Raw genomic sequence first — 23,633 nt, forward strand, 5'->3', positions numbered from 1 at the left:
CAGAAAAAAAGGTGCATGAATCGTCTAAAAATAGGCGAACCATGCGCCTTTTTTTTCTTACTATATAGTAGATATACATGGAGAGGTGAGGATTATGCCAACAACAAAAGGACCGTTACATCCATCGGTTCAACAGTTTAAAGAATTTGTAAACCATCACCCTAAAATGGTTCATGAGGTTAGAAGTGGTCATAAAACATGGCAACAATTTTATGAAGAATGGTACTTACTTGGTGAAGAAGATCCAATATGGGCAACTTATAGACCGGATGGAGCGCCTGCGTTTTCTTCGGTAAAAGAAAATAAAAAAGAAAAAGATAATCGAACTGAAGAGGAAAAAACTGCTGATGTGATGGGGCAAATGCTTTCTTTTTTTAAAAAGTTGGACGTGGAACAAATGCAGAACCATTTAGCCAATGTGACGAGTGCAATCGGGAGCGTGCAACAAGTTATTCAGCAATTTCAAGGTAACCGTACGCAGCAAGAGCAAAGTACTTCAGAAAATAACCCATTTTTCTTTCAAAAGGATTAGGGGGAAAGATGATGAGAGCAGAAATTATGGAGTTTATAAAGGCTGATGAGGATTTATCTCGCTATATTAGAGAGCAACCGTACTGGTATAGAAAATTAACACGAAATCCTGAAGAAAAAGAGGCTTTTGAGTTAGCGGCGATGCAACATTTCAAAAAAACAATACCAGATAAAGTGGAAAAGTTTCAAAATCAATTGGCCGTTGCTTCGATCATGATTGATATGTTTCAGTATATGAAGCAACAAAATGCAACCTAATTGGAAGTGAAAAATATGTCCGTCATGCAGAACTTTTGTTACAATAGAGGTTGATTATTTAAAAAGGAGTTGCAGCATGACGGAAATTTGTTTAGTACGACATGGACAAACTGATTGGAATTTTCAAGAAATTATTCAGGGGCGAGAAGATATTCCGCTTAATGAAGTTGGTAAGAAGCAAGCGAGTCAGAGTGCAGCTGCTTTACAAGAAGAAACGTGGGATATCATTATAAGTAGCCCGTTAATTAGAGCGCAAGAAACGGCTAATGAAATTGCAAAGACAGTTGGATTACAATCGATTTTATTAGATGAGCGATTTGTTGAACGGAATTTTGGAGAAGCTTCAGGGAAGCCGGTTGCGGCTGTTAGAGAGTTGATTGCTGAAGGTAAAGTAGAAGGTATGGAGCGAGATGAAGAGATTGTAGCTCGTTGCTTTGCTGCTTTAGAAGATGTTGCGACAACTCATTTTGGCAAACGTATTATTATTGTTGCTCACTCACACGCGATAAAAGCGATTTTACATGCCATTGAACCAGATGAAATTACATTTAAGACACCATTAAAAAATGCGTGTATTAGTTATGTGAAACAAAATAGTGGAAAGTGGGATGTTCTTAAATATAATATAGCGGAACATATTAATGTATAAGTGTGTACGGATATAGTGTAAAAATAGTTTCATTATATCTTTCTTTTGAGTAAGTCACTTCAATTAGTAGTTCTAATCTAAATGTGGTATGATGGATACTCGGAGGTGTCTCTCATGATTGTAGCGACGCTAGAAAGCGTATTAATATTAGATAAGGCAGAGCAGCTTGCAAAAGCGATTATCTGTTCAGATATAGCAGAAGATTATCGTAAGTATTATAGAGAATTACATGAAGATATGGAACTTCAGACGCTCATTCAGCAATTTACAGCGATGAAAGAACGGTATGAGGAAGTACAGCGTTTTGGAAAATACCATCCTGACTATACTACCGTGTCAATGAAAATGAGAGAATTAAAGCGTTCTGTGGACTTACATGATAAGGTTGCAGCTTTTAAAAGAGCAGAAACTGCTTTGCAGAAGTTATTAGACGAAGTTAGTGTAGCAATCGGTTCGGAAGTGTCTTCTTCCATTAAAGTGCCAACAGGAAATCCATTCTTTGATGCTGGTGGCTGTGGTGGAGGTTGTGGTACTGGCGGAGGTTGTGGTTGTAAAAAAACGGGGTGATGTACCCCGTTTTTTAGAAGTTGGAAGAAAACGTATACAGAGTTTGTCCTGTAATGTTATAAATTTCTGATTGGTTTTCATAGAATATAAAATATATGTTTTTAAAAGGAGAAGATGGAGAAGATTATGTTCGGGCAACGACAAAGTATGATTGTTTATTTACATTCATTGAAACATGCCAAGATTTTAAGGAAATATGGTAACATACATTACATATCAAAACGATTAAAATATGCTGTAGTATATTGTGATATGGAACAAATTGAGCATATGATGCATAAGTTGAACAAACTTCCTTTTGTGAAAAAGATAGAACAGTCGTATCGCCCGTATTTAAAAACGGAATTTGAAAATTCGCGTCCTGATCGAGCAAAAGAATACGATTATAGCTAATAGAAAAAATCCCCGGCTAAATTTAGCCGGGGATTTTTCACTTGAAATAACGTGTTATTTCATCGGAGGAATGAAATTGTTCATTCGTAAAATACCAATTAAATGATTAAAAAATAGTTCTTTTTCTGGGAAAGTTGTAGATGGTTTTACAGTAAAGGTAGCCACTTTTTTTCCGAGTTGTTCTGCCGTTTCTTCAAATAAAATGACACGTTTACTTTTTTTATTTTCAAATACAGGAATGCCTTCACGACATATGTATAATGGTTGGAAATCACCAGTAGTAGTTGGTTTTAATATTACAACAAGCGAACATACTTTTTTATCGTTTTTTATCGTTTCAAATTGTAACATATGTGCTATACGTTCTTGATTTGTTTTGGCAATTTCAAGTAATTCATATAAATCAGAGTAGCCTTCTCCAAGTTCTATAAAGCGTTGAATCATATCTTTTCCTCCTCTTTCTTTTACTGTACCATTTCACTTTTTAAATGAAAAGCACACAAAGAAAAAAAACCCTGCATAGCAGGGCCCTTCTTATACTAGCATGTACTAGTAAGAAGGCAAAGGGAGAGGAGAAACCGGAGGAAGAACTTATGGGGAAACGTAAGTCTTCTCCGCGGTTGGCAACAACATCGAAGGTGATGTTGTTATAATTATTTATGTCCAATCTAAATGAAGATATACATAATGAAATTAAATTTTATGTTGGGCTTTTTATTTTTCTTTTTTTTATTTTGTGATAGGATAAAAAAGATAAAGTGGAACTAATATACATATTGGGTTCATATTAGTGAATGATGAGATGAATACATAAAAATAACGAGAGGTTATTTGAGGCCGAGTTTTCCTATAGTTAGGTGAATGTGGTTTGTTAACGGTTACCGAAGTGGGAATGGCTTTCTATAATCGCTCGATAGATTGAAATAAAGGTAGTGACAACAGATGAGAGTAGTTTCAGGAAAATGTAAAGGACACCCACTTAAAGCGGTTCCTGGTAATACAACACGTCCAACGACAGATAAAGTAAAAGAATCTATTTTTAATATGATAGGTCCTTATTTTGATGGTGGTATCGCCCTTGATTTATTTGGTGGTAGTGGTGGTCTTGGAATTGAGGCTTTGAGCAGAGGGATTGATAAAGCAATTTTTGTTGATCGGGATAGTAAAGCGATAAAAGTAATTCATCAAAATTTAGAAAGTTGTAGAGTACAGGAACAAGCTGAAGTATATCGAAATGATGCTGAACGTGCAGTAAAGGCGCTAATAAAACGTGAAATGTCATTCGATCTTATATTGATAGATCCTCCATATAAAGAGCAAAAAATTGTATCTTTAATTAGTATAATGGATCAACATGGATTGCTACATAGTGATGGATTAATTATGGCAGAGCATGGTAATGATGTAGTTTTACCTAATTCAATAGGAAGGCTTGTAAAAGTACGAGCTGAGAATTATGGGATTACTGCAATATCGATTTATAAGTATGAAGGTGAGGGGACAGAATGACAAGTATAGCTATTTCTTCAGGAAGTTTTGATCCAATTACCCTTGGGCATCTGGATATTATTAAAAGGGGAGCAAAAGTATTTGATGAGGTGTACGTAGTCGTTTTAAACAATTCATCAAAAAAACCATTCTTTTCAGTTGAAGAGCGATTAGAATTAATTCGAGAAGCGACAAAGGATATCCCGAATGTAAAAGTAGATTCACATAGTGGGCTATTAGTAGAGTATGCAAAAATGCGTAATGCAAATGCAATATTACGTGGTTTACGAGCAGTTTCTGATTTTGAATATGAGATGCAAATTACTTCTATGAATCGAAAATTAGATGAAAATATTGAAACATTTTTTATTATGACAAACAATCAATATTCATTTTTAAGCTCGAGTATTGTAAAAGAAGTTGCGAGGTATGGAGGAAGTGTAGTAGATCTTGTACCTCCTATTGTAGAACGTGCTTTAAAAGAAAAGTTTCAAACCCCGTTAAAGTGAACGGGGTTTTTCTTTATATGTGCGCAAAAATAATAAAATAACATATAAGTATAGACAAAATAATGTGAAAATTGGTCCATAATGTATAAAAGATGTCCAAATTTCATGTAGTATAGAAGGATGTTCGGATAAAAATACAGGAATATCTTTTGGCATAGGCGAGAAAGAACTCACTTTCTCATAAAATGGTGTCCAAAATACAAATGTAAAAATAGGGGCAAGAATACTTTGAATAATTCGTGCGAAAAAATAGGGTTTAAATCGGATATCTGTTTCAGCTAATATGCTAGCAACTTGTGCCTGAATAGAAAGACCACTAAATGCTAAAATGAAGCTTGTTACCATAGCTTGTTGTAAGAGCGGTGTTTCATTTATTTGACTAATCATTTGGCTTCCGAGTGTCATTTCGAAAATACCTGATAATATAGGTATACTAAAATCTGTACTTAGTTGGAAGAATGATAAAATATGTTGCATAATAAAAGAAAGAGCTGCTGTAATGTGAAATACAGTAATCATTTTATTTAACACAGAGAATAAAATAATAAATCCGCCAATCATAAGTAATGTTTGAATAGAAGAAACAATGGCATCCCCAAGTAATTTACCAATTGGTCTTTTTTCTTGTAAGCGTGTCTCGTGAAGGATTAAAAAAGGGTTTTGAAAGCGACGTTTTTTTGTAGTGTGTGTGTTAATTTTGTAAGCGGTATTATCGCCGTGAAAACGCATAATTAATCCGACAGCAAAGTTACTGAAATAATGGGCAGCGGCTAATATAATTCCTAATTTCGGATTATTAAAAAAACCGATAGACACAGCACCGAAAATAAAAAGTGGATTAGAAGAATTTGTGAAAGAAACGAGGCGCTCTGCTTCAATCTGAGTTAAAAGATTGCTTTTTCGTAGTCTAGCGCTTAATTTGGCGCCTGCAGGGAAACCAGAAGCCATTCCCATCGCCCAAACAAATCCGCCTATCCCTGGAACGCGAAAAAGTGGGCGCATGAGTGGTTCTAATATAACGCCAATAAATTTTACAACACCGATACTAATTAGAAGTTCCGCAATGATGAAAAACGGTAGTAGTGAAGGGAATACAACTTCCCACCATATATTTAACCCGCGAATAGAAGCTTGCAAAGCGGCTTGGGGGTGGAGTACAAGAGAAAAGGTTAAAAATAGCGTTGATATGGTAAGGAAAGCGGTTTTCCATTTTTCATACATGTAAGTAAATCCCCCTTTGTCCCAAAAAACGTTCATTTCAGTATACGTGGATACGTAGTGAATTTAGACCATAAGTATGAAAAAGGAATGAAAAAAATTAAAGGGTGAGAAAAATGAAAGAACCAAAGATTGGTTTAGCACTTGGGTCTGGAGGAGCGAAAGGGTTTGCTCATATTGGTGTAATAAAGGTTTTAAGGGAAGCGGGTATCCCTATTCACATGATTGCAGGAAGTAGTATGGGGGCGCTAATAGGTACGTTTTATGCGGCAAGTAGTAACGTTGAAAGATTGTATAAATTAGCATCTGTTTTTAAGCGGAAGTATTATTTAGATTTCACGGTACCGAAAATGGGATTTATTGCTGGAAAACGTGTCAAAGATATGATTAAAATGTTTACATATAATAAAAATTTAGAAGAGTTAGATATCCCGACGGCTGTTGTGGCTACTGACATATTGAAGGGGGAAAAAGTGGTTTTTACAAGTGGGCCAGTTGCAGATGCGGTGAGGGCTAGCATATCTGTTCCTGGAGTGTTTGTACCAGAAAAAATAGATGGAAGATTATTAGTGGATGGTGGAGTCATTGATCGCATCCCAGTATCGGTTGTGAAAGAGTTAGGGGCCGATATTGTTATCGCTGTTGATGTATCTCCAATTAAGGTAAATGGCGATGTTACGTCCATTTATGACGTAATCATGCAAAGTATTGAAATTATGCAGCATGAGCTTGTAATGAATCGGCAAATTGCATCGGATTTAATGATGCGACCAGCTGTAGAGCAATTTAGTTCACGTGCTTTTACAAACATTGAAGACATTATTCGAGTTGGAGAAGTAGAAGCAGAAAAACATATTTCAAATATTTATTTATTAATTGAGCAGTGGAAGGAGAAACATAATGTTTAAGCGTTTTCGGTTTATATATGCAATCTTAATAGGGGTTATATTGGCGATGTTACTTGTTTACGTACGTTTACCGTATTATATAACAAAACCAGGAATGGCTGCCAAATTAGAGCCTTATGTTCAAGTTGAGGGTGGAACGAAAGAATCTGGTGATTTTATGCTTGTTACGGTTTCAATGGGACCAGCAAATGTGGTGAATTTAATAGCGGCACAGTTTAATAAATATACACATATTTCGAAAGCGGAAGAAATATTGCAAAAAGGTGAGAGTGATGAAGAATATCAATTTCGCCAAAATTATGCGATGAAAGATTCACAAAATGCAGCGATTTATAATGCATATAAACGTGCAAATCGCTCAGTATCTTTTGAAAATAAAGGTGTATTAGTTGCTGGTGTGGCAAAAGGAATGCCGTCAGAAGGAAAGCTTAAGCTTGGTGATGTTATTATAGCTGTTGACGGAAAAACATTTGAAAAGACGGAGCAATTTATTGAATATATGACAGGGAAAAAAGAAAATGATGCTGTAAGTATTGAGTACATGAGAAATGGAAAACAATTGAAAGAGAATTTAAATGTAAAGACGATTCCTAATGGGAATGGACGTGTCGGTATAGGTGTTTCTATCGTTACGGAAAGAGAACTAGTGGTCGATCCGAAAGTGAAAATTAATTCTAATGAAATTGGTGGACCATCCGCAGGTTTAATGTTCACATTAGAAATATATAATCAACTTGTGGAAGAAGACTTAACGAAAGGACATGAAATAGCTGGAACAGGTACAATTAATGAAAAAGGAGAAGTGGGCCCGATTGGTGGTATAAATCAAAAAGTGGTGGCTGCTAGCGATGCTGGGGCTGAAGTGTTCTTTGCGCCAAATGAAAAAGGTGCGGAGAAATCGAACTATAAAGATGCACTTGAGACTGCAAAGGATATTAAAACAAAAATGAAAATTGTACCAGTGGATACGCTGGATGATGCGTTAACATATTTAGAAAAGATGGATAAGGAAAAAACCTCTCTGAAATAGAGAGGTTTTTTATAGGAATTTTGTAGTTGTTTCATCATAGCGAATAGGATGGTGTGTTATATCCTGTTTTAATAGTTGTGTGCGTAACGGTTCGTGCATGATGGAGAAATATACAGAGTTTGCTTTTTTCTCTATATCTAAAGCGGCATGGTCGAATGTTTTTGTATGAGTAAGGATTGGAAGTTCGATTTTTTTCTTATTTTTTGAAAGGTAAGTTTGTCCTTTTTGTGACATGCCTAGCAGGCGAATATATGGTGCGTGTTGTTCTATATTTGCGCTACGTATATCCTCTTTTGTTGTGTTTGTTAAAATGTGTGTACAAGCTCTTTGTAATCTAGTCCATGTATAACGTTTTGTTTTTAATGCTTCCATGAATGAATAGAAGGAGGAACTGTTTTGTATTTTTGATAAAATACGATGCTCTAAACCTTCTTCTATTTCATATATATGTCGTAAGTCCCCTGGAGACATCGTCATGAGTCTATATTTAAAAAATGAAAAGTATTGTTCCCAATTATGTAATATCCCGTAGTTTTGTTTGTAATTTGCTAAAAGCGAAGTGGTTGCCTGTGGGAGAAAAGGTTCAATTGTTGTAAATGATCCTTCTTCGCTAAAGAGTTGTTTTCGGATGCTTGTCGCGCTTGCAATATGTTGGTCATTAAATGTTTCATCATGATAATGAGAGGCAAATCTTTTTATAGTTTGAGCTTGTATAGAGCTATTTTGTGACAGAATTGCTTTCATATATTGGAAGCCTAAAATATTATTTGGTTGTGACATATCTATGTTTTTTTCAGATGTTAAAATGTGTGAGAAAGCATCCGATGTTGCTTTTGCATAACTATTACCAGCGTCCATGAATTGTTTTACAAGGCAGTTAAAAGTCTCTTCTTCGTTTTTTTGTATGGAGATGGTATTATAAAAATTTTCGATTTGTCCATCCTCACTACCGAAACAAATTTCGGAAACACGTAGGGCATTTAAAATGGAAATAGCACCATTTGCGAAGGTTTCAGCCTTTTGTGTTGCAAAGACGTATGGAAGCTCTACAACAAGGTCTACGCCGTTTGCTAAGGCCATTTTAGTGCGATACCATTTGGAAATGAGTGCGGGCTCACCACGCTGTAAAAAAGGACCACTCATAACGGCAATTATTATATCGGATTGTGTTAACTTTTTTGTCTGTTGCACATGATAAAGATGACCGTTATGAAAAGGGTTATATTCAACAACAATACCACCAGCTTTTATGGTAATCTCTCCTTTCGATGTAGCATCTTTTTGAAAAACGTGATACTCTATATATTATTTACTATGATGACTTCATTATAGTGTAAAGAAAAAACATTGACAAATATAAAATGGCTAGCTATAATTTTGTTTGTTGCCTTGAGGTGATATGATATGAAATGGTCCATCCATCAATTGAATAAATTGAGAAATAAAGGATTGACATTGGATGAGATGGTAGATGTAAGTGAGCTAAAAGAGGTCGAGAAAGATATTCGTGAAATTAATCCTGTTCATGTAACGGGAAGAGTTGATTTTGGCTCCGGTAAGTTTACGTTTCATCTACATATAACTGGAAGCATGGTTTTACCATGTTCTCGCTCTTTAGTAGATGTGACATTACCATTTGACATTAAAACAACTGAGGTGTTCCAAACTTCACAAGAAGAATTTGAAACTGAAGCTGAAATTCATTCTTTAGAAGGAGAAGTACTTGACTTACTGCCCGTAATCAAGGAAAATATACTTTTGGAGATTCCAATGCAAATTTTCAGTGATGATGTTTCTGGTGGAGCACCGACGCAAGGTCAAGACTGGCAAGTGATTTCGGAAGAAGACAAAGAAAAGACTGTTGATCCAAGATTGGCAGGACTTGCAAAGTTTTTTGACAAATAATCGGAAGACTGGTTCAGGCCTTCATATGAAAATAACTATTTCTTTTAAGGAGGTGGGAAGAATGGCTGTACCTTTTAGAAGAACTTCTAAAACAGTAAAAAGAAAGCGTCGTACGCATTTCAAATTATCAGTACCTGGTATGGTAGAGTGCCCAAGCTGTGGTGAAGCGAAATTAGCTCACCGTGTATGTAAAGCATGCGGTACTTACAAAGGTAAAGAAGTAATCAGCAAGTAATTGCGGGAAAATAAACGCAGAAGATATCTTCTGCGTTTATTTTTTTTTGTCTTAATCTTTAGTTGTTGTATTCTATCTTTTCTAGTAACTGCATATGCTTAATAAAAAATGCATAGGGAGGACTAGAGAGATGGCGACAACAAGACAAGATGCTTGGACTGATGATGAAGATTTGCTTCTGGCAGAAGTAGTACTCCGGCATATTCGAGAAGGTGGAACACAACTTTCTGCCTTTAAGGAAGTGGGAAAAAATTTATCTCGTACACCAGCAGCATGTGGGTTTAGATGGAATTCTTACGTAAGAAAGCAATATAAAGAACGTATTGAGGAAGCAAAGCAACTTCGTAAAGTAGAACATTATGAAGTGAAAGAGACAAAGGTGTTAGAACCTACGTCAATTACGTTGAATGATGTTATTGATTTCTTGCAAAATTATAAAGATGAAAACTCTTTAACGGTGTTGCAACAACAAGTTGAATCATTACAAACAGAAAGAGAGCGCCTTCTGGAGCGATTATCAGTATATGAAGAAGAGTATAGAACATTACTTGATTATATCGATCAAAAAAGAAGTGTAATGGTAGCGGAAAGAAACAATGCTCGCTCGAATGAGAAGTTAGAGAAGCTTAAGAAATAAAAAACAGCTGTTATACAGCTGTTTTTTATTTTTTAAGCCGATTCTTCGTTTGTAACCGCATTCAAATTTGTTTCTGGATGCCAAATATAAAAATCACCATCAGTTACTGATACGGGGGTGAAATTTAATTTATCCCAAAAACCAGCTGAATGAATACGTGCTATTGTTTTAATGGGAAATTGCATTTGTTTCGCATGATTTACAAGCATTTGCCCGAATCCTTGTTTTTGAAAAGTTGGTAATACTTCAAGTTTATAAAGTTCTAGGTAAGGACCTGTAATTTCGAATGGTTCTCCGCCGTTTCTTTTCATATATAGACTCATACGTGCGATTAGTGATCCACCATAATAAATGCCATAAAATGGAGATTCACTGTCGTTTTCAATAATGTTTGCTTGCAATTCTTCCAGCATAGATAGTTCTTGGGCTCCGCACCCTTTAAATTTTTTGAATTCATCTAACGTTTTATAATTGATGAGCAAGCGCTCAACTTTTGGGAATCCCATTACATCACATCCTTTTGTTATCTTGTTGAATGCAGAAAAGTAAAAATATTTACAATAATATTATAACTCATTTTTTTATTTTTATGAAGAAGATAGTATATTTCTTTTATTATTTTTTTGAGGATTTGCTAAACTAAGAGTATAAGTGTATTAATAGGCAGTATTATACATAGCGAAAAAAGAGAGTGTATTTGTTTGACAGAGGACAACGAAATTATAGGGCGTGCTCATGTACTTTAAAAAGATATAAAAAGGAGGGAAGGCAAGGGCGCTTAATGTGAATCCCTTGTGTGAAAATGAAAATTGGAATTGTCGGACCAGGTGCTATTGGTCTATTGTATACATTTTATTTACAAAAAAGTAACCAAGATGTTACGTTGTTTACAAGAACGGCTAAGCAGGCTGAAGAGTTGAATGAAACAGGTGTAACTTGTATTAGAGATGGAAGATGTGAAACAGTATATCCATCTGTTTTACCGATAGAAAGTATGGTAGCACAAAATTTAGATTATATATTTATTTCTGTGAAGCAATATCATATAGATGACGTACTACCGTTTGTGGAAGGGGCATCATCATTAATCTTTTTGCAAAACGGAATGTCGCATCTTCAAAAGATGCTGAAAATAGGGAGTGAAAATATAGCTGTTGGTATTGTAGAACATGGTGCGAAAAAAGAGGGAGGGCATATCGTTCATCATACTGGGATAGGGGTAACAAAATTTGGAGTGGTTTGTGGTCAATCTATACATTTCAAGAAAATATTCCGTTATTTTCCTGTTACTTATTTTCCAGTTCAAATAGAAACGGATTGGGAAGAGATTATGCACAAAAAATTAGTAGTAAATGTATGTATCAATCCATTGACAGCACTATTGGGAGTTAAGAATGGTGAATTAATCACGAATCGTTTTTTTTATCAAATGATGGAGCAAGTGTTTCAGGAGGTCGCATTTCTTATTAGAGGAGAAAAAGAAATGGTATGGCAAATGGTACGAAATGTGTGTGAAGGAACGTCTCGTAATACATCCTCTATGTTAGCGGATGTAAGAGCGAATAGACAGACGGAAATTAATGCGATTGTTGGATATGTATTAGAAGAAGCTAAGAAACAGCAACTACCAGTTCCGACACTTCAATTTTTGTTCGATGCAATAAAAGGGTTAGAAACAAGAGTATAAGTGTTATTCTTTGCTTTTACGTGAAACATTGACTACAATGTGGATTGGTGAGAGAACTGGATACGAAAGGAAGAATTATATGGAGATAAAAGAAATCTCTGTTCCGCAACAAGGTGTTGTAGCGGACTATATGAACGGTAAAAAAGAGATACAGTCATGTTTTGATTATATGTTAACAGAAGATGCTTTTAAACAACGTTTACATGATTTGCGTGAAAGGGAGTTTTTCCGCCAAGATTTAGTAGCGCATTTATTAGAATATAATACAAAATTACAAGCGGGAGAATCTACACTTCAAAATGTAAAAGCGCTTGGAGATGAAAATACATATGTTGTTATAGCTGGACAACAAGCAGGGTTATTAACTGGACCGCTTTATACAATTCATAAAGTTATTTCAATTTTACAGCTTGCAAAGGAAAAGGAAGAAAGTTTAGGAGTTAAAGTTGTCCCTGTCTTCTGGATTGCGGGTGAAGACCATGATATGGATGAGATTAACCATACTTTTGTAGCGAAAAATAAAAAGATGAAAAAAACTATTTTTTATGACCGTAATCCGAAAAAGGCGAGTGCTTCTGAGTCTGAACTTTCTGTTGAAGATTGTAGAAATTGGATTGAAGAGATTTTTAAAACATACCCAGAAACAAATTTTACAAAGGATGTATTAAAATTTGTTGATGATGCTTTGAAAAAATCGAATACGTATGTAGATTTCTTTGCTCATCTTATTACGAAAATCTTTGCTAATTCTGGTTTAATCCTTGTTGATTCACATCACCCTGAATTAAGAAAGTTAGAAATTCCATTTTTCAAGCGAATTATAAGTAAGTATAAAGAGGTACAAGAGGGGCTTCGTAATCAGCAAGAAGTAATTAAAGAACTAGGATACAAACCGATTATTGAAACGAAGTCTCATGCAGTGCATATATTCATGGAAATAGATGATGAACGAGTATTGCTTGAAGATCAACAAGGTAAGTTTGTTGGAAAGGATGGGGCGCATTCCTTTTCATACGAAGAGTTGATTGAAGAGATGGAGAGAAATCCGGCACGTTTTAGTAATAATGTTGTAACACGTCCTCTTATGCAAGAGTATGTATTTCCTACGCTCGCATTTATTGGAGGTCCAGGAGAATTAGCTTATTGGAGTGAATTACAACAAGTATTCCATACTGTCGGTTTTCAAATGCCACCTGTCGTTCCTCGTCTTACAATTACTTATGTGGAGAGAGATATAGCGACGGATTTATTTGATTTGCAATTGAGAGAAAGTGATCCGTTTTTAAATGATGTCGATAAATTGCGTGAAAACTGGTTGTCTAATCAAATAGAGGAACCGATTGATGATCATTTTGAAAAGGCGAAAAAAGAAATTGCCGATATTCATACATCTTTACAGCAATTTGTAAAGAAAATAGAGCCAGGGTTAGGTGCGTTTGCAGGGAAAAACGAATTGAAAATTAATGAACAAATTGAACTGCTGGAAAGAATGTTGAAAAGAAATGTTGAGAAAAAGTATGAGGTTCAGCTAAATAAATTCCGCCGTATACAATTCGCACTTCGTCCATTAGGTGCACCGCAAGAACGTGTGTGGAATGTATGTTATTATTTAAATCAGTTTGGTTTGGATTTCGTTGATCGTGTAATGGAAAACCCTTTTTCTTGGGACGGAAAACATCATGTTATAAAACTATAAAATCTTGCTCTTTGGAGCAGGATTTTATTTTTATTCCGTTGAATTTACTGTGAAGTGATTTTTTTCTGAATTATCAATCAAAAAAGTGTTAAATATGGCAATTGTGTTGGATACTTAAACATATGACAAAATAGCACAAAATGTAAACGTATTATTCGCTTTTTCGACAGTTTTTTATTTAAATTCCCGCAAAAGATGATAAAATTTAGTATATAATAAAAGAAAATAGCGATTTGTATAGTATGTTGCCTTTGTTGGTAAGTTAAATGAGTCGTTCTTTCGTATTATTTCATTCTCTAAGCGTGAAATATGTGTTTAGAGGAAGGGATACATTCAACATAATTAATTGGAAAAAGAGTAGGTGCAACAATGTTTAAACACGTAACAGTGCTTTTAAAGGAAACAGTAGACGGCTTAGATATAAAGCCAGATGGTACATATGTAGATTGTACACTGGGGGGAGGAGGACATAGTTCTTATTTATTATCCCAATTAACTGAAGGTGGAAAATTAATAGCGTTTGATCAAGATGAGATAGCGATTCAAAACGCGAAAGAAAAGTTCTCTTCATACGGTGAACAGTTTATAACAGTAAAGAGTAACTTCCGTTATTTAGCTGAAAAACTGCAGGAAATAGGTATAACAGAAGTAGACGGTATTTTATTTGATTTAGGTGTTTCATCCCCACAATTAGATACACCAGAACGAGGCTTTAGTTATCATCATGATGCACCGCTAGATATGCGGATGGATCAAGATGCCCCATTAACAGCGTACGATGTTGTAAATAGCTGGTCATATGAACAACTTGTAAGGATTTTCTTCCAATACGGTGAAGAGAAATTTTCAAAACAAATTGCAAGAAAAATTGAAGCTTATCGTGAGAATAAAGCTATTGAAACGACAGGAGAATTAGTAGAGCTAATTAAAGAAGGTATTCCGGCTCCTGCTCGTAGAACGGGTGGGCATCCTGCTAAGCGAGTGTTTCAGGCAATTCGTATAGCTGTAAACGATGAATTAAAAGTATTTGAAGAAGCATTGGAATCTGCTATTGAGATGGTTAAGCCAGGTGGAAGGGTTAGTGTTATAACATTCCATTCATTAGAAGATCGTATTTGTAAAACAACGTTTAAGCGAAATAGTACAACGCCACAATTGCCGCCAGGATTACCGATTATTCCTGATGAATTTAAGCCGAAATTAAAGCTTATTACAAGAAAACCGATTTTACCTTCTGATATAGAGCTAGAAGAAAATAATCGTGCGCGTTCTGCGAAGTTGAGAATCGCTGAAAAACGATAAAAGGGAGAGAGAGGTATGACTAATTTAGCTGTAAAGTACAAACAACAAGCGCAAGAAGAGGTGCAAATTCAAACGCCCCCACAGCAGATGGCTAAGCCGAAGGTTAAAGCGAAAATTACAAGAATCGAAAAACTGTTGTATGTAGCGTTTATTGGCTTTTTATTGTATGCCTGTGTCGCGTTTATTGGAAATAAAGCAGGCCTTTATCAAGTTAATGTAGAAGCAGCGACGATAGAAGAAAAAATTGTACAGCAGCAAAAAGAAAATCAAGAATTACAAGCTGAAGTAGAGAAGTTAAGTCGCTATGAACGAATCGCTGAAGTTGCAAAAAAACATGGGCTAGAAATTAATGCGAATAATGTGAAAGGCCTCAAATAAGGCAATAGGTGTGAAGGAACGATGAAGAAGAATATGACTAAATTTCATACCAATAAGGGAGCAGGTTATTTTATGATATTTTTCCTCCTGCTCTTTTTGCTGTTATTAGCCCGATTTTTTTACATACAATCAACAGGAACCGTTCATAATCAGGATTTAGATGCACTTGCTAAACAAAAGCATAGTAAAAAAGGAGTTCTTGAAGCGAACCGAGGAACCATTTATGATCAAAACGGTCATGTGTTAGCGCAAGACGCAAACTCTTACAAAATGGTAGCTGCACTAAAAGGTGCTAACTCAGTTGAGAATAAAGAAGATACTGCAAAGAAAATTGCAGGAGTACTTGGAAAAGGCGAAGAGGATATTTTAGCTTCTTTAAACAAGGAAGGTAGAAGTCAAGTCGAATTTGGAACGTTAGGCAAGGATTTGACGAAAGAAAAGAAGGAACAAATAGAAGCGTTGAAGTTGCCGGGAATATCTTTTATTACAGAAAATGCAAGGGTGTATCCAAACGGTGATTTTGCATCTTACGTTATAGGTCATGCAAAACCAAATGAGAATGGAACCTCGGTAGGTCAATTTGGCATAGAGAAAAGCTTGGATAAATACTTAAGTGCTTCGAATGGAGAAGTAGCATATACAGGTGATCGTAAAGGTGTGTCCCTTGATGGGGGAAAAGTTAATGTAAAGGCACCTAAAAATGGAGATAATGCTTATTTAACAATTGATCAACGTGTCCAAAGTTATTTAGAAGACGCGATGAAAGCAGCAAGTAAGCAATATGAGCCAGAAAGTTTAATAGGGATTGTTGCAGATCCGAAAACTGGGAAAATATTAGCGATGTCTACTAAACCTAGTTATGACCCTAATGATCGCCAAATTAAATATTTCTTCAATGACGCGATTGCCAATGCATTTGAACCTGGATCAACAATGAAAATTTTTACGTTAGCGGCAGCTATTAATGAAGGTGTGTACAAAGGACAAGATTATTATCAATCCGGGACATATCAAGTCGGAAATAGGAAAATAAAAGATCATAATGGCGGTGCTGGTTGGGGCTCTATCACGTTTGATGAAGGGGTAGAGCGTTCTTCAAACGTAGCGTTTGCAATTTTAGGAGATCAAAAACTTGGTCCAGAACGTTTCCGAAAATATATTCATAGTTTTGGATTAGATGAAAAAACGAACATTGATTTATCAGGTGAAGGATCGAATACAATTTTATTTGATCAGCAAATACAACAAGTGACAACAGCTTTTGGACAAGGTTCCACTGTAACACCAATTCAGCTTGTACAAGCTGCAACGGCCATTGCAAATGATGGGAAAATGATGAAACCTTATGCAATTGATAAAATTGTAGATCCGATAACAGACAAAGTAAAATTAGAACATAAGCCAGAAGAAGTAGGAAAACCTGTTACAAAGGAAACAGCAGCGCAAGTAAGACAGTTATTAGAACGTGTTGTTACATCTCCGAAAGGTACAGGGACAGCTTATAAAATTGATGGATATTCAGTTGGTGGTAAAACAGGTACAGCGCAAATTCCGGATGGAAAAGGCGGCTATATGACAGGAAGACAGAATTATATATTCTCATTCTTAGGTATGGCACCAATGGACGATCCACAACTTGTCGTGTATGTAGCTGTTAAACAGCCGAAATTAAAAGATGATGAGAACGGCGCACAACCTTTAGCTGATATTTTTAAATATGTAACAAAAAATAGTTTAGAGTATTTAAAGATTAAGCCAAATGAAGTGAAAGATCCGAAAAAGCATCTGAAAGAACAACAAACTACTGTTCCAGATGTAACTGGTAAAACGATGGCTGAAGCGGGGAAAGCGATTGATAAAGCAAAACTTCGTCCAATCGTACTAGGTGAAGGGAAAGTACAGCAACAAGTACCAAAAGCGACTGAACAAACATTAAAAGGCGACCGAGTCTTCTTGGTAGGAGATAAGCCTACAATGCCAAATATACAAGGATGGGCACTGCGTGATGTTATGAATTTAGCGAAGACATTACAGCTTAACTTGAAACCTTCTGGTACAGGATACGTAACAGAACAAAGTGTGGCGGAAGGAACATTATTACAACCTGGTACAGAATTAGGTGTCACACTCGTACCGCCACTCGAACCACAGCAAGAAGCAGAAAAGCCGTAATGGTAAAAGAGAATAAGTTCTAATTAAATAAGTACAAGCATATATTGGAACAAGCTAGGCGTAAGGGAGGCTTGTTCCGATATGCGTGTATCAAATGTAACAGTTAGAAAACGACTTATTTTTATACTTATATCAGGTATACTTATTTTCACTATTATCGATATTCGTCTTGGATATGTGCAATTTTTTCTTGGGAATATGTTAACGGATCGTGCGAAAGATTCATGGAGTCGTAATATTACTTTTGAACCCGAACGTGGGAAAATTTTAGACCGAAATGGTGTGGAACTTGCCACGAATAAAAGTGCTCCAACTGTCTTTGTTGTACCGAGGCAAATTGAAAAACCAGCAGAGACTGCAGAGAAGTTAGCTGCAGTATTAGGTGTGGAAAAAGATGAGATTTATAAAAGGATTACAAAAAAAGAATCGATTGTAAGGTTAGATAAAGGCGGAAGGAAAATATCACATGACAAAGCGAAAGAAGTACGAGGATTAAGTTTGAAGGGCGTGTATATCGCAGAGGATTCTATCCGGTACTATCCATTTGGAAACTTTTTATCACATGTATTAGGTTTTGCAGGTAGCGATAACCAAGGTCTTATGGGACTAGAAAAATATTATGATAAAGAGCTAAATGGGGACAAAGGTCATGTGCGTTTTTTTGCAGATGCGAAAGGACAAAGGATGCCTAATGTTGGTGATGATTTCAAAAAGCCAGAAGCTGGTTTAAATTTAGGATTAACAATCGATGCGCGTATTACAAGGATTATGGAAAGAGAAATGAATATTGCTGAGTCAACTTATAATCCTGACGGTATGATTGCGATTGCAATGAATCCTAAAAATGGTGAAATTTTAGGTATGTCTAGTCGACCGAGTTTTGACCCAGCGGATTTTCAAAGTGTCTCTCCAGAAGTGTATAACAGAAATCTACCTGTATGGAGTACGTATGAGCCTGGTTCAACATTTAAGATCATTACATTAGCTGCAGCATTGAATGAAAATTTAGTAGACTTAGAGAAGGATACGTTTTATGATGATGGAGCAGCTGAAGTAGGTGGAGCTAGATTGAAATGCTGGAAAGCAGGAGGTCATGGCAGTCAAACGTTTTTAGAAGTCGTTCAAAACTCATGTAACCCGGGATTTATTGAACTTGGTGATCGCCTTGGTAAAGACCGATTATTTAAATACATTCGTAATTTTGGTTTTGGGCAGAAGACTGGAATTGACTTGCAAGGTGAAGGCAGTGGGATTTTATTTAATTTAGATAAAGTTGGTCCAGTAGAGCAAGCAACAACTTCATTCGGCCAAGGGGTTTCTGTTACACCGATTCAACAAGTAGCAGCTGTAGCGGCGGCTGTAAATGGTGGAACATTGTATCAGCCGTATATAGCTAAGGAGTTTATTGATCCGAAAAATAATCAAGTTGTTAGTAAAAAGACACCTGTTGAGAAAAGAAAAGTTATTTCCAAGGAAACTTCAGAAAAAGTTCGTTATGCATTAGAGAATGTTGTAGCGAAAGGTTCTGGTAAAGGTGCTTATATTGATGGATATCGTGTAGGTGGAAAAACGGGTACTGCTCAAAAGGTGAAAGATGGTAAATATTTAGAGAATAATTATATAGTATCTTTTATCGGATTTGCTCCAGCGGATGATCCAGAGATTGTTGTGTATGTTGCTGTTGATAATCCAAAAGGGGTTACACAGTTTGGTGGAGTGGTAGCAGCTCCGATTGTCGGGAATATCCTTCGAGATGCGCTTCCTGTTATGGGAGTGAAACCGAGAAAAGAACAAGTTGAGAAAGAATATAAATGGGGCGATACACCAACTGTGGAAGTTCCGAATTTAATTGGAATGAAAAAGAAAGACTTACAAACACAACTCGTCGATTTGAAGCTTGATATAAGTGGAGATGGAGAGAAAGTAATTAAACAATCACCAGAAGCGGGAGCTAAAGTAAAAGAAGGCTCAAAAATTAGAATTTACTTCGGGAATTAAAGGTAACATAGTACGTTTTATGGTACAATTGGTGGAAGTGAGTTCTTTATAGAACAGTTACTTAATTTGAGACAGTAAGTGTCTCATTCATAAATAGGTCAGTAGCACTTACCTCCTTATATAGGAGGTAATGTGTTGCTTACTGAAAAAAGATAAATAAACAATGTAGAGAGGGTTTAGTGAAATGAAGTTGCATACACTTGTATCATGTTTGCATGATTTTCCAGTTGTTCCAAAAGAAAATCCAGAAATCACATCTATAGAAGCTGATTCACGTAAAGTGAAAGAGGGAAGCTTATTTGTATGTATGAAAGGATATACGGTTGATAGCCATGATTTTGCTAAGCAAGCAGCGGCACAAGGAGCGGCTGCTATTGTTGCGGAAAGACCAATTGATGTTGACGTTCCAGTTGTACTTGTGAAAAATACTTTTCGTTCGTTAGCGGTTTTAGCTGATTATTTTTATGGTCAACCGACACACAAGTTACATTTAATCGGAATTACAGGTACAAATGGAAAGACAACAACATCGCATATTATGGATGAGATTATGCGAGCACATGGTCATAAAACAGGGCTAATTGGAACGATTAATATGAAAATCGGTGATGAAACATTTGAGGTGAAAAATACAACACCAGATGCACTAACACTTCAACAGACGTTTTCAAAAATGGTTGAACAAGGTGTGGACAGCACGGTAATGGAAGTTTCGTCACATGCGTTAAATCTTGGTCGTGTACACGGATGTGATTACGATGTAGCGGTGTTTACGAATTTAACACAAGATCATTTAGACTATCATAAAACGATGGAAGAATATAAACATGCAAAAGGGTTACTATTTGCACAGCTTGGCAATAGTTATAATCATAATCGTGAAAAGTACGCTGTGCTGAATAGCGATGATAATGTAACAGAAGAGTATATGAGAAGTACTGCAGCAACAGTTGTAACATATGGTATTGATACAACAAGTGATATTATGGCAAAAAATATCGTTATGACGAGTGGCGGGACTACATTTACGCTTGTCACACCATATGAAAGTGTAAATGTCACGATGAAATTAATAGGTAAATTTAATGTATATAACGTACTTGCAGCAACAGCAGCAGGACTTGTTTCGGGTGTGAAATTAGAAACAATCATTGCTGTTATAAAGGATTTAGCTGGGGTTCCAGGACGTTTTGAAGTTGTTGATGGAGGGCAAAATTATACAGTTATTGTTGATTACGCACATACGCCAGATAGTTTAGAAAATGTATTAAAAACTGCAAAACAATTTGCAAAAGGTGATGTGTATTGTATCGTTGGTTGTGGTGGCGATAGGGACCGAACGAAGAGACCGATAATGGCAAGTGTTGCAACAAAATATGCAACTCATGCAATTTATACATCAGATAATCCAAGAAGTGAAGATCCAGCGGCTATTTTAGATGATATGGTACATGGTGCAAGCGGGAAAAATTATGAAATGATCATTGATAGAAAAGAAGCAATACACCATGCAATCGCTAAAGCGAAAGCAGATGATATCATTATTATTGCTGGTAAGGGGCATGAAACGTATCAAATTATTGGTAAAGAAGTTCATCATTTCGATGATCGTGAAGTTGCTAAAGAAGCAATTACAGGGCGTTTAAACAACGAAGAGTAACAACGTGAGAGGAGGACTACATGTGCTTGAGCAAGGTTTATTAGTAACGGCTGGGGTAGCATTCTTAATTTCTGTTGCCCTTTCGCCATTGTTTATTCCATTTTTAAGAAAATTAAAGTTCGGACAGAGTATTCGTGATGAGGGACCAAAGTCACATCAAAAAAAATCAGGGACACCGACAATGGGTGGTATCGTCATATACGTATCTATGATGGTAACTTCACTTATTATGGCGATTAAGTTTAATTATTTAGGTGCAGAGGTTTCGTTATTACTATTAGTGACGTTTGGTTACGGATTGATTGGATTTTTAGATGACTACATAAAGGTAGTTAAGAAGAGAAATCTTGGTTTAACATCAAAGCAAAAATTAGTAGGTCAGCTTGTTATTGCTATTGCATTCTTTTTAATTGGAAAAGGGCAAGCGTTCCACACATACATCATGATTCCGGGAACGGATGTTAAGTTTGAATTAGGTTGGGCGTATTTCGTACTTGTACTATTTATGCTTATTGGTGGATCAAATGCAGTTAACTTAACTGACGGTTTAGATGGTTTATTATCAGGAACAGCTGCTATTGCATTTGGAGCATTTAGTATTATTGCTGTGGCACAAGAGCAATTTGGAGTAGCGATATTCTGTATGGCAGTTGTAGGAGCTGTACTTGGATTTTTAGTATTCAATGCGAATCCAGCAAAAGTGTTTATGGGAGATACAGGTTCATTAGCTTTAGGTGGAGCCATTGCAGCTGTAGCGATTTTATTAAAACAAGAATTGCTACTTGTAATTATTGGCGGAGTATTCGTAATGGAAACTTTATCGGTTATCATTCAGGTCATTTCATTTAAAACAACAGGAAAACGTGTCTTTAAAATGAGTCCATTACACCATCACTATGAATTATGTGGTTGGTCAGAGTGGCGTGTTGTTGTGACGTTTTGGTCTGCAGGATTTTTATTAGCTGTGTTAGGAATTTATATCGGGGTGTGGATGTAATTGAAAACTGTAACTGAATTTCAAAATAAGAATATTCTTGTATTGGGCATTGCAAAAAGTGGTTATGCAGCAGCTACATTGTTACAAAAGTTAGGGGCAAATGTTATTGTAAATGACGGAAAGCCTTTAGCAGAGAATGTACTTGCTGCAGAATTACAAGCAAAAGGAATGGACGTTGTATGCGGTGGTCATCCTTTAGAATTATTAGAGAGAAATATTTCTCTTGTAGTAAAAAATCCAGGAATCCCGTATTCTAATCCAATATTAGTTGCTGCGATAGAAAAGCAAATTCCGATTGTTACGGAAGTTGAATTAGCATATCGTATTTCAGAAGCACCATTTGTTGGGATTACGGGGTCTAACGGTAAAACGACGACGACAATGCTGACATTTGAAATGCTAAAAGAAGGACAAAAGCATCCTGTAATTGCAGGGAACATTGGAACTGTAGCGTGTGAAGTAGCACAGGATGCAAAAGAAAATGAAGTTGTAGTTACAGAACTTTCATCGTTTCAATTGATGGGAGTAGAATTGTTCCAACCTAAAATTGCTGCGTTTTTAAATTTATTTGAGGCCCACTTAGACTATCATGGGACGAAGAAAGAATATGGTTTAGCAAAAGCAAATATTTTTAAAAACCAAACAGAAAATGATTATAGTGTAATAAATGCGGATGATGCAGATGTGATGGCTTTGTCTGCGTATTCTAAAGGTCAAAAAATCCTGTTTTCGACAACGAAAGAAATTGAAGATGGTGCGTGTATAAAAGATAACGCTCTTTATTTCAAAGGTGAAAAAGTTATTGAAGTAAGCGATATCGTTTTACCTGGTCAACATAATCTAGAAAATATTTTAGCTGCGATGAGTATTGCGAAATTATTAGGTACTTCTAATGAAGCAATTACGGTCGTGTTAAAACGTTTTACGGGTGTAAAACATCGTTTAGAATATGTAACAACGATTAACAACCGTAAGTTTTATAATGATTCAAAAGCAACGAATATGTTAGCGACTGAGAAAGCACTATCTGCGTTTACACAACCGATTGTGTTACTAGCAGGTGGGCTTGATCGCGGAAATGAATTCGATGATTTAATTCCGTATTTCAAAAATGTAAAAGCGATTGTAACATTTGGACAAACAGCTCCTAAACTAGTAAGAGCGGCAGAAAAAGCGGGATTAGATATAATTGAAAGTGTCGATACTTTAGATGAAGCAGTGGTGAAAGCTTATGCTCATTCTAAAGATGGTGATGTCGTTCTTCTTTCTCCAGCGTGTGCAAGCTGGGATCAATTTAAAACATTTGAAGAAAGAGGAGACATTTTTATACAAGCTGTGCATAAACTTATATAAAGTAAATCAAAACATCAGTAGGCTAACACCTACTGATGTTTTGTTACATAGGGCAAAAGGTT

25 protein-coding genes are annotated in these 23,633 nt (G+C 36.0%); 21 read left to right on the top strand and 4 right to left on the bottom strand.

What is annotated here, in order from left to right; genetic code table 11:
* Positions 1-94 precede the first annotated feature (94 nt).
* The 5 genes from MR112_RS08080 (at position 95) to MR112_RS08100 (ending at position 2,398) form a co-directional block, all read left to right on the top strand.
* Entirely contained in the window at positions 95-532 is a 438-nt protein-coding gene (locus MR112_RS08080) for a YlbD family protein (protein WP_001143346.1), read from the top strand.
* An 11-nt stretch (positions 533-543) separates the two neighbouring features.
* Entirely contained in the window at positions 544-789 is a 246-nt protein-coding gene (locus tag MR112_RS08085; RefSeq protein WP_001200990.1) for a YlbE-like family protein, read from the top strand.
* 76 nt (positions 790-865) lie between these two features.
* Complete coding sequence (locus tag MR112_RS08090) at positions 866-1,438, top strand: histidine phosphatase family protein (protein ID WP_000134946.1); 573 nt, start codon at positions 866-868, stop codon at positions 1,436-1,438.
* A gap of 114 nt (positions 1,439-1,552) precedes the next feature.
* Positions 1,553-2,005, top strand: a complete 453-nt coding sequence (locus MR112_RS08095) for a YlbF/YmcA family competence regulator (RefSeq protein WP_000634366.1) — start codon at positions 1,553-1,555, stop codon at positions 2,003-2,005.
* A gap of 126 nt (positions 2,006-2,131) precedes the next feature.
* On the top strand, positions 2,132-2,398 hold the full coding sequence (locus MR112_RS08100; protein WP_002082261.1) for a YlbG family protein: 267 nt from the start codon (positions 2,132-2,134) through the stop codon (positions 2,396-2,398).
* Between the two features lie 54 nt (positions 2,399-2,452).
* On the opposite strand, the gene MR112_RS08105 is transcribed toward MR112_RS08100, so the two are convergent.
* Positions 2,453-2,842, bottom strand: a complete 390-nt coding sequence (locus MR112_RS08105; RefSeq protein WP_000616017.1) for a DUF7147 family protein — start codon at positions 2,840-2,842, stop codon at positions 2,453-2,455.
* Between the two features lie 498 nt (positions 2,843-3,340).
* On the opposite strand from MR112_RS08105, the gene rsmD reads away from it, so the two are divergent.
* Together rsmD and coaD are read left to right on the top strand one after the other, a co-directional pair.
* Entirely contained in the window at positions 3,341-3,907 is a 567-nt protein-coding gene (rsmD, locus tag MR112_RS08110; RefSeq protein WP_001266978.1) for a 16S rRNA (guanine(966)-N(2))-methyltransferase RsmD, read from the top strand.
* Positions 3,904-4,395: a pantetheine-phosphate adenylyltransferase gene (gene coaD / locus MR112_RS08115; protein ID WP_000200601.1), complete on the top strand. Its 492-nt coding sequence runs from the start codon at positions 3,904-3,906 to the stop codon at positions 4,393-4,395. The genes rsmD and coaD overlap by 4 nt, the downstream gene beginning before the upstream one ends.
* Here the strand turns inward: coaD and ylbJ are convergent.
* On the bottom strand, positions 4,387-5,616 hold the full coding sequence (ylbJ, locus tag MR112_RS08120; RefSeq protein WP_071741395.1) for a sporulation integral membrane protein YlbJ: 1,230 nt from the start codon (positions 5,614-5,616) through the stop codon (positions 4,387-4,389). The two genes, coaD and ylbJ, sit on opposite strands and share 9 nt — an antisense overlap.
* 113 nt (positions 5,617-5,729) lie before the next feature.
* Here ylbJ and MR112_RS08125 point away from each other — a divergent pair, with 113 nt between their 5' ends.
* Together MR112_RS08125 and MR112_RS08130 are read left to right on the top strand one after the other, a co-directional pair.
* On the top strand, positions 5,730-6,521 hold the full coding sequence (locus MR112_RS08125; RefSeq protein WP_000662588.1) for a patatin-like phospholipase family protein: 792 nt from the start codon (positions 5,730-5,732) through the stop codon (positions 6,519-6,521).
* On the top strand, positions 6,514-7,551 hold the full coding sequence (locus MR112_RS08130; RefSeq protein WP_000476281.1) for a SepM family pheromone-processing serine protease: 1,038 nt from the start codon (positions 6,514-6,516) through the stop codon (positions 7,549-7,551). The genes MR112_RS08125 and MR112_RS08130 overlap by 8 nt, the downstream gene beginning before the upstream one ends.
* 9 nt (positions 7,552-7,560) lie before the next feature.
* On the opposite strand, the gene MR112_RS08135 is transcribed toward MR112_RS08130, so the two are convergent.
* A complete protein-coding gene (locus MR112_RS08135; protein ID WP_002182932.1) occupies positions 7,561-8,742 on the bottom strand; it encodes a nucleotidyltransferase in 1,182 nt (393 codons plus the stop codon).
* A 213-nt stretch (positions 8,743-8,955) separates the two neighbouring features.
* On the opposite strand from MR112_RS08135, the gene MR112_RS08140 reads away from it, so the two are divergent.
* The 3 genes from MR112_RS08140 to MR112_RS08150 all read left to right on the top strand — a co-directional run bounded on the left by MR112_RS08140 (position 8,956) and on the right by MR112_RS08150 (position 10,328).
* Positions 8,956-9,456, top strand: coding sequence for a YceD family protein (locus tag MR112_RS08140; protein ID WP_000872149.1), 501 nt, complete (start codon positions 8,956-8,958; stop codon positions 9,454-9,456).
* A 61-nt stretch (positions 9,457-9,517) separates the two neighbouring features.
* Positions 9,518-9,691 carry a 50S ribosomal protein L32 gene (gene rpmF, locus MR112_RS08145; protein ID WP_001984764.1) on the top strand — a complete coding sequence of 58 codons (174 nt, stop codon included), beginning with the start codon at positions 9,518-9,520 and terminating at the stop codon, positions 9,689-9,691.
* A 130-nt stretch (positions 9,692-9,821) separates the two neighbouring features.
* Positions 9,822-10,328 carry an RsfA family transcriptional regulator gene (locus MR112_RS08150; RefSeq protein WP_000246467.1) on the top strand — a complete coding sequence of 169 codons (507 nt, stop codon included), beginning with the start codon at positions 9,822-9,824 and terminating at the stop codon, positions 10,326-10,328.
* A 32-nt stretch (positions 10,329-10,360) separates the two neighbouring features.
* Here the strand turns inward: MR112_RS08150 and MR112_RS08155 are convergent, their stop codons facing one another.
* Positions 10,361-10,834, bottom strand: a complete 474-nt coding sequence (locus tag MR112_RS08155; protein ID WP_000506696.1) for an N-acetyltransferase — start codon at positions 10,832-10,834, stop codon at positions 10,361-10,363.
* A gap of 296 nt (positions 10,835-11,130) precedes the next feature.
* Between MR112_RS08155 and panE the strand changes: the two genes are divergently transcribed.
* From panE to murD, 9 genes are all read left to right on the top strand, one after another.
* Positions 11,131-12,015, top strand: a complete 885-nt coding sequence (panE, locus tag MR112_RS08160) for a 2-dehydropantoate 2-reductase (protein ID WP_002182931.1) — start codon at positions 11,131-11,133, stop codon at positions 12,013-12,015.
* A gap of 79 nt (positions 12,016-12,094) precedes the next feature.
* Complete coding sequence (gene bshC / locus MR112_RS08165; protein WP_000403038.1) at positions 12,095-13,711, top strand: bacillithiol biosynthesis cysteine-adding enzyme BshC; 1,617 nt, start codon at positions 12,095-12,097, stop codon at positions 13,709-13,711.
* A gap of 369 nt (positions 13,712-14,080) precedes the next feature.
* Entirely contained in the window at positions 14,081-15,013 is a 933-nt protein-coding gene (gene rsmH / locus MR112_RS08170; protein WP_000472508.1) for a 16S rRNA (cytosine(1402)-N(4))-methyltransferase RsmH, read from the top strand.
* Between the two features lie 15 nt (positions 15,014-15,028).
* The gene (gene ftsL, locus MR112_RS08175; protein WP_000182804.1) at positions 15,029-15,391 is read left to right on the top strand and encodes a cell division protein FtsL; all 363 of its coding nucleotides are present in this window, start codon (positions 15,029-15,031) and stop codon (positions 15,389-15,391) included.
* Positions 15,392-15,412: 21 nt separating this feature from the next.
* The gene (locus MR112_RS08180) at positions 15,413-17,563 is read left to right on the top strand and encodes a penicillin-binding protein (protein WP_000739960.1); all 2,151 of its coding nucleotides are present in this window, start codon (positions 15,413-15,415) and stop codon (positions 17,561-17,563) included.
* 81 nt (positions 17,564-17,644) lie between these two features.
* On the top strand, positions 17,645-19,561 hold the full coding sequence (locus MR112_RS08185; protein WP_001266234.1) for a stage V sporulation protein D: 1,917 nt from the start codon (positions 17,645-17,647) through the stop codon (positions 19,559-19,561).
* A 184-nt stretch (positions 19,562-19,745) separates the two neighbouring features.
* On the top strand, positions 19,746-21,221 hold the full coding sequence (murE, locus tag MR112_RS08190) for a UDP-N-acetylmuramoyl-L-alanyl-D-glutamate--2,6-diaminopimelate ligase (RefSeq protein WP_000766320.1): 1,476 nt from the start codon (positions 19,746-19,748) through the stop codon (positions 21,219-21,221).
* A 22-nt stretch (positions 21,222-21,243) separates the two neighbouring features.
* A complete protein-coding gene (mraY, locus tag MR112_RS08195) occupies positions 21,244-22,218 on the top strand; it encodes a phospho-N-acetylmuramoyl-pentapeptide-transferase (RefSeq protein ID WP_000893060.1) in 975 nt (324 codons plus the stop codon).
* Positions 22,219-23,571, top strand: a complete 1,353-nt coding sequence (gene murD / locus MR112_RS08200) for a UDP-N-acetylmuramoyl-L-alanine--D-glutamate ligase (protein ID WP_000860111.1) — start codon at positions 22,219-22,221, stop codon at positions 23,569-23,571. It abuts the gene before it with no gap.
* Positions 23,572-23,633 lie beyond the last annotated feature (62 nt).

Source organism: Bacillus cereus group sp. BfR-BA-01330 (genome assembly GCF_022663885.1).
Classification (GTDB): Bacteria; Bacillota; Bacilli; order Bacillales; family Bacillaceae_G; genus Bacillus_A; species Bacillus_A cereus.

Excerpts from the sequence above, each read along its gene's own strand:
- MR112_RS08130 (WP_000476281.1), top strand. The coding sequence starts at position 6,514 with ATGTTTAAGCGTTTTCGGTTTATATATGCAATCTTAATAGGGGTTATA.
- coaD (WP_000200601.1), top strand. The coding sequence starts at position 3,904 with ATGACAAGTATAGCTATTTCTTCAGGAAGTTTTGATCCAATTACCCTT.
- MR112_RS08180 (WP_000739960.1), top strand. The coding sequence starts at position 15,413 with ATGAAGAAGAATATGACTAAATTTCATACCAATAAGGGAGCAGGTTAT.
- MR112_RS08155 (WP_000506696.1), bottom strand. The coding sequence starts at position 10,834 with ATGGGATTCCCAAAAGTTGAGCGCTTGCTCATCAATTATAAAACGTTA.
- ftsL (WP_000182804.1), top strand. The coding sequence starts at position 15,029 with ATGACTAATTTAGCTGTAAAGTACAAACAACAAGCGCAAGAAGAGGTG.
- MR112_RS08095 (WP_000634366.1), top strand. The coding sequence starts at position 1,553 with ATGATTGTAGCGACGCTAGAAAGCGTATTAATATTAGATAAGGCAGAG.
- ylbJ (WP_071741395.1), bottom strand. The coding sequence starts at position 5,616 with ATGTATGAAAAATGGAAAACCGCTTTCCTTACCATATCAACGCTATTT.
- bshC (WP_000403038.1), top strand. The coding sequence starts at position 12,095 with ATGGAGATAAAAGAAATCTCTGTTCCGCAACAAGGTGTTGTAGCGGAC.
- MR112_RS08185 (WP_001266234.1), top strand. The coding sequence starts at position 17,645 with ATGCGTGTATCAAATGTAACAGTTAGAAAACGACTTATTTTTATACTT.
- panE (WP_002182931.1), top strand. The coding sequence starts at position 11,131 with ATGAAAATTGGAATTGTCGGACCAGGTGCTATTGGTCTATTGTATACA.
- murE (WP_000766320.1), top strand. The coding sequence starts at position 19,746 with ATGAAGTTGCATACACTTGTATCATGTTTGCATGATTTTCCAGTTGTT.
- MR112_RS08140 (WP_000872149.1), top strand. The coding sequence starts at position 8,956 with ATGAAATGGTCCATCCATCAATTGAATAAATTGAGAAATAAAGGATTG.
- MR112_RS08100 (WP_002082261.1), top strand. The coding sequence starts at position 2,132 with ATGTTCGGGCAACGACAAAGTATGATTGTTTATTTACATTCATTGAAA.
- MR112_RS08085 (WP_001200990.1), top strand. The coding sequence starts at position 544 with ATGAGAGCAGAAATTATGGAGTTTATAAAGGCTGATGAGGATTTATCT.
- MR112_RS08125 (WP_000662588.1), top strand. The coding sequence starts at position 5,730 with ATGAAAGAACCAAAGATTGGTTTAGCACTTGGGTCTGGAGGAGCGAAA.
- rsmD (WP_001266978.1), top strand. The coding sequence starts at position 3,341 with ATGAGAGTAGTTTCAGGAAAATGTAAAGGACACCCACTTAAAGCGGTT.
- rpmF (WP_001984764.1), top strand. The coding sequence starts at position 9,518 with ATGGCTGTACCTTTTAGAAGAACTTCTAAAACAGTAAAAAGAAAGCGT.
- MR112_RS08105 (WP_000616017.1), bottom strand. The coding sequence starts at position 2,842 with ATGATTCAACGCTTTATAGAACTTGGAGAAGGCTACTCTGATTTATAT.
- MR112_RS08080 (WP_001143346.1), top strand. The coding sequence starts at position 95 with ATGCCAACAACAAAAGGACCGTTACATCCATCGGTTCAACAGTTTAAA.
- MR112_RS08150 (WP_000246467.1), top strand. The coding sequence starts at position 9,822 with ATGGCGACAACAAGACAAGATGCTTGGACTGATGATGAAGATTTGCTT.
- rsmH (WP_000472508.1), top strand. The coding sequence starts at position 14,081 with ATGTTTAAACACGTAACAGTGCTTTTAAAGGAAACAGTAGACGGCTTA.
- MR112_RS08090 (WP_000134946.1), top strand. The coding sequence starts at position 866 with ATGACGGAAATTTGTTTAGTACGACATGGACAAACTGATTGGAATTTT.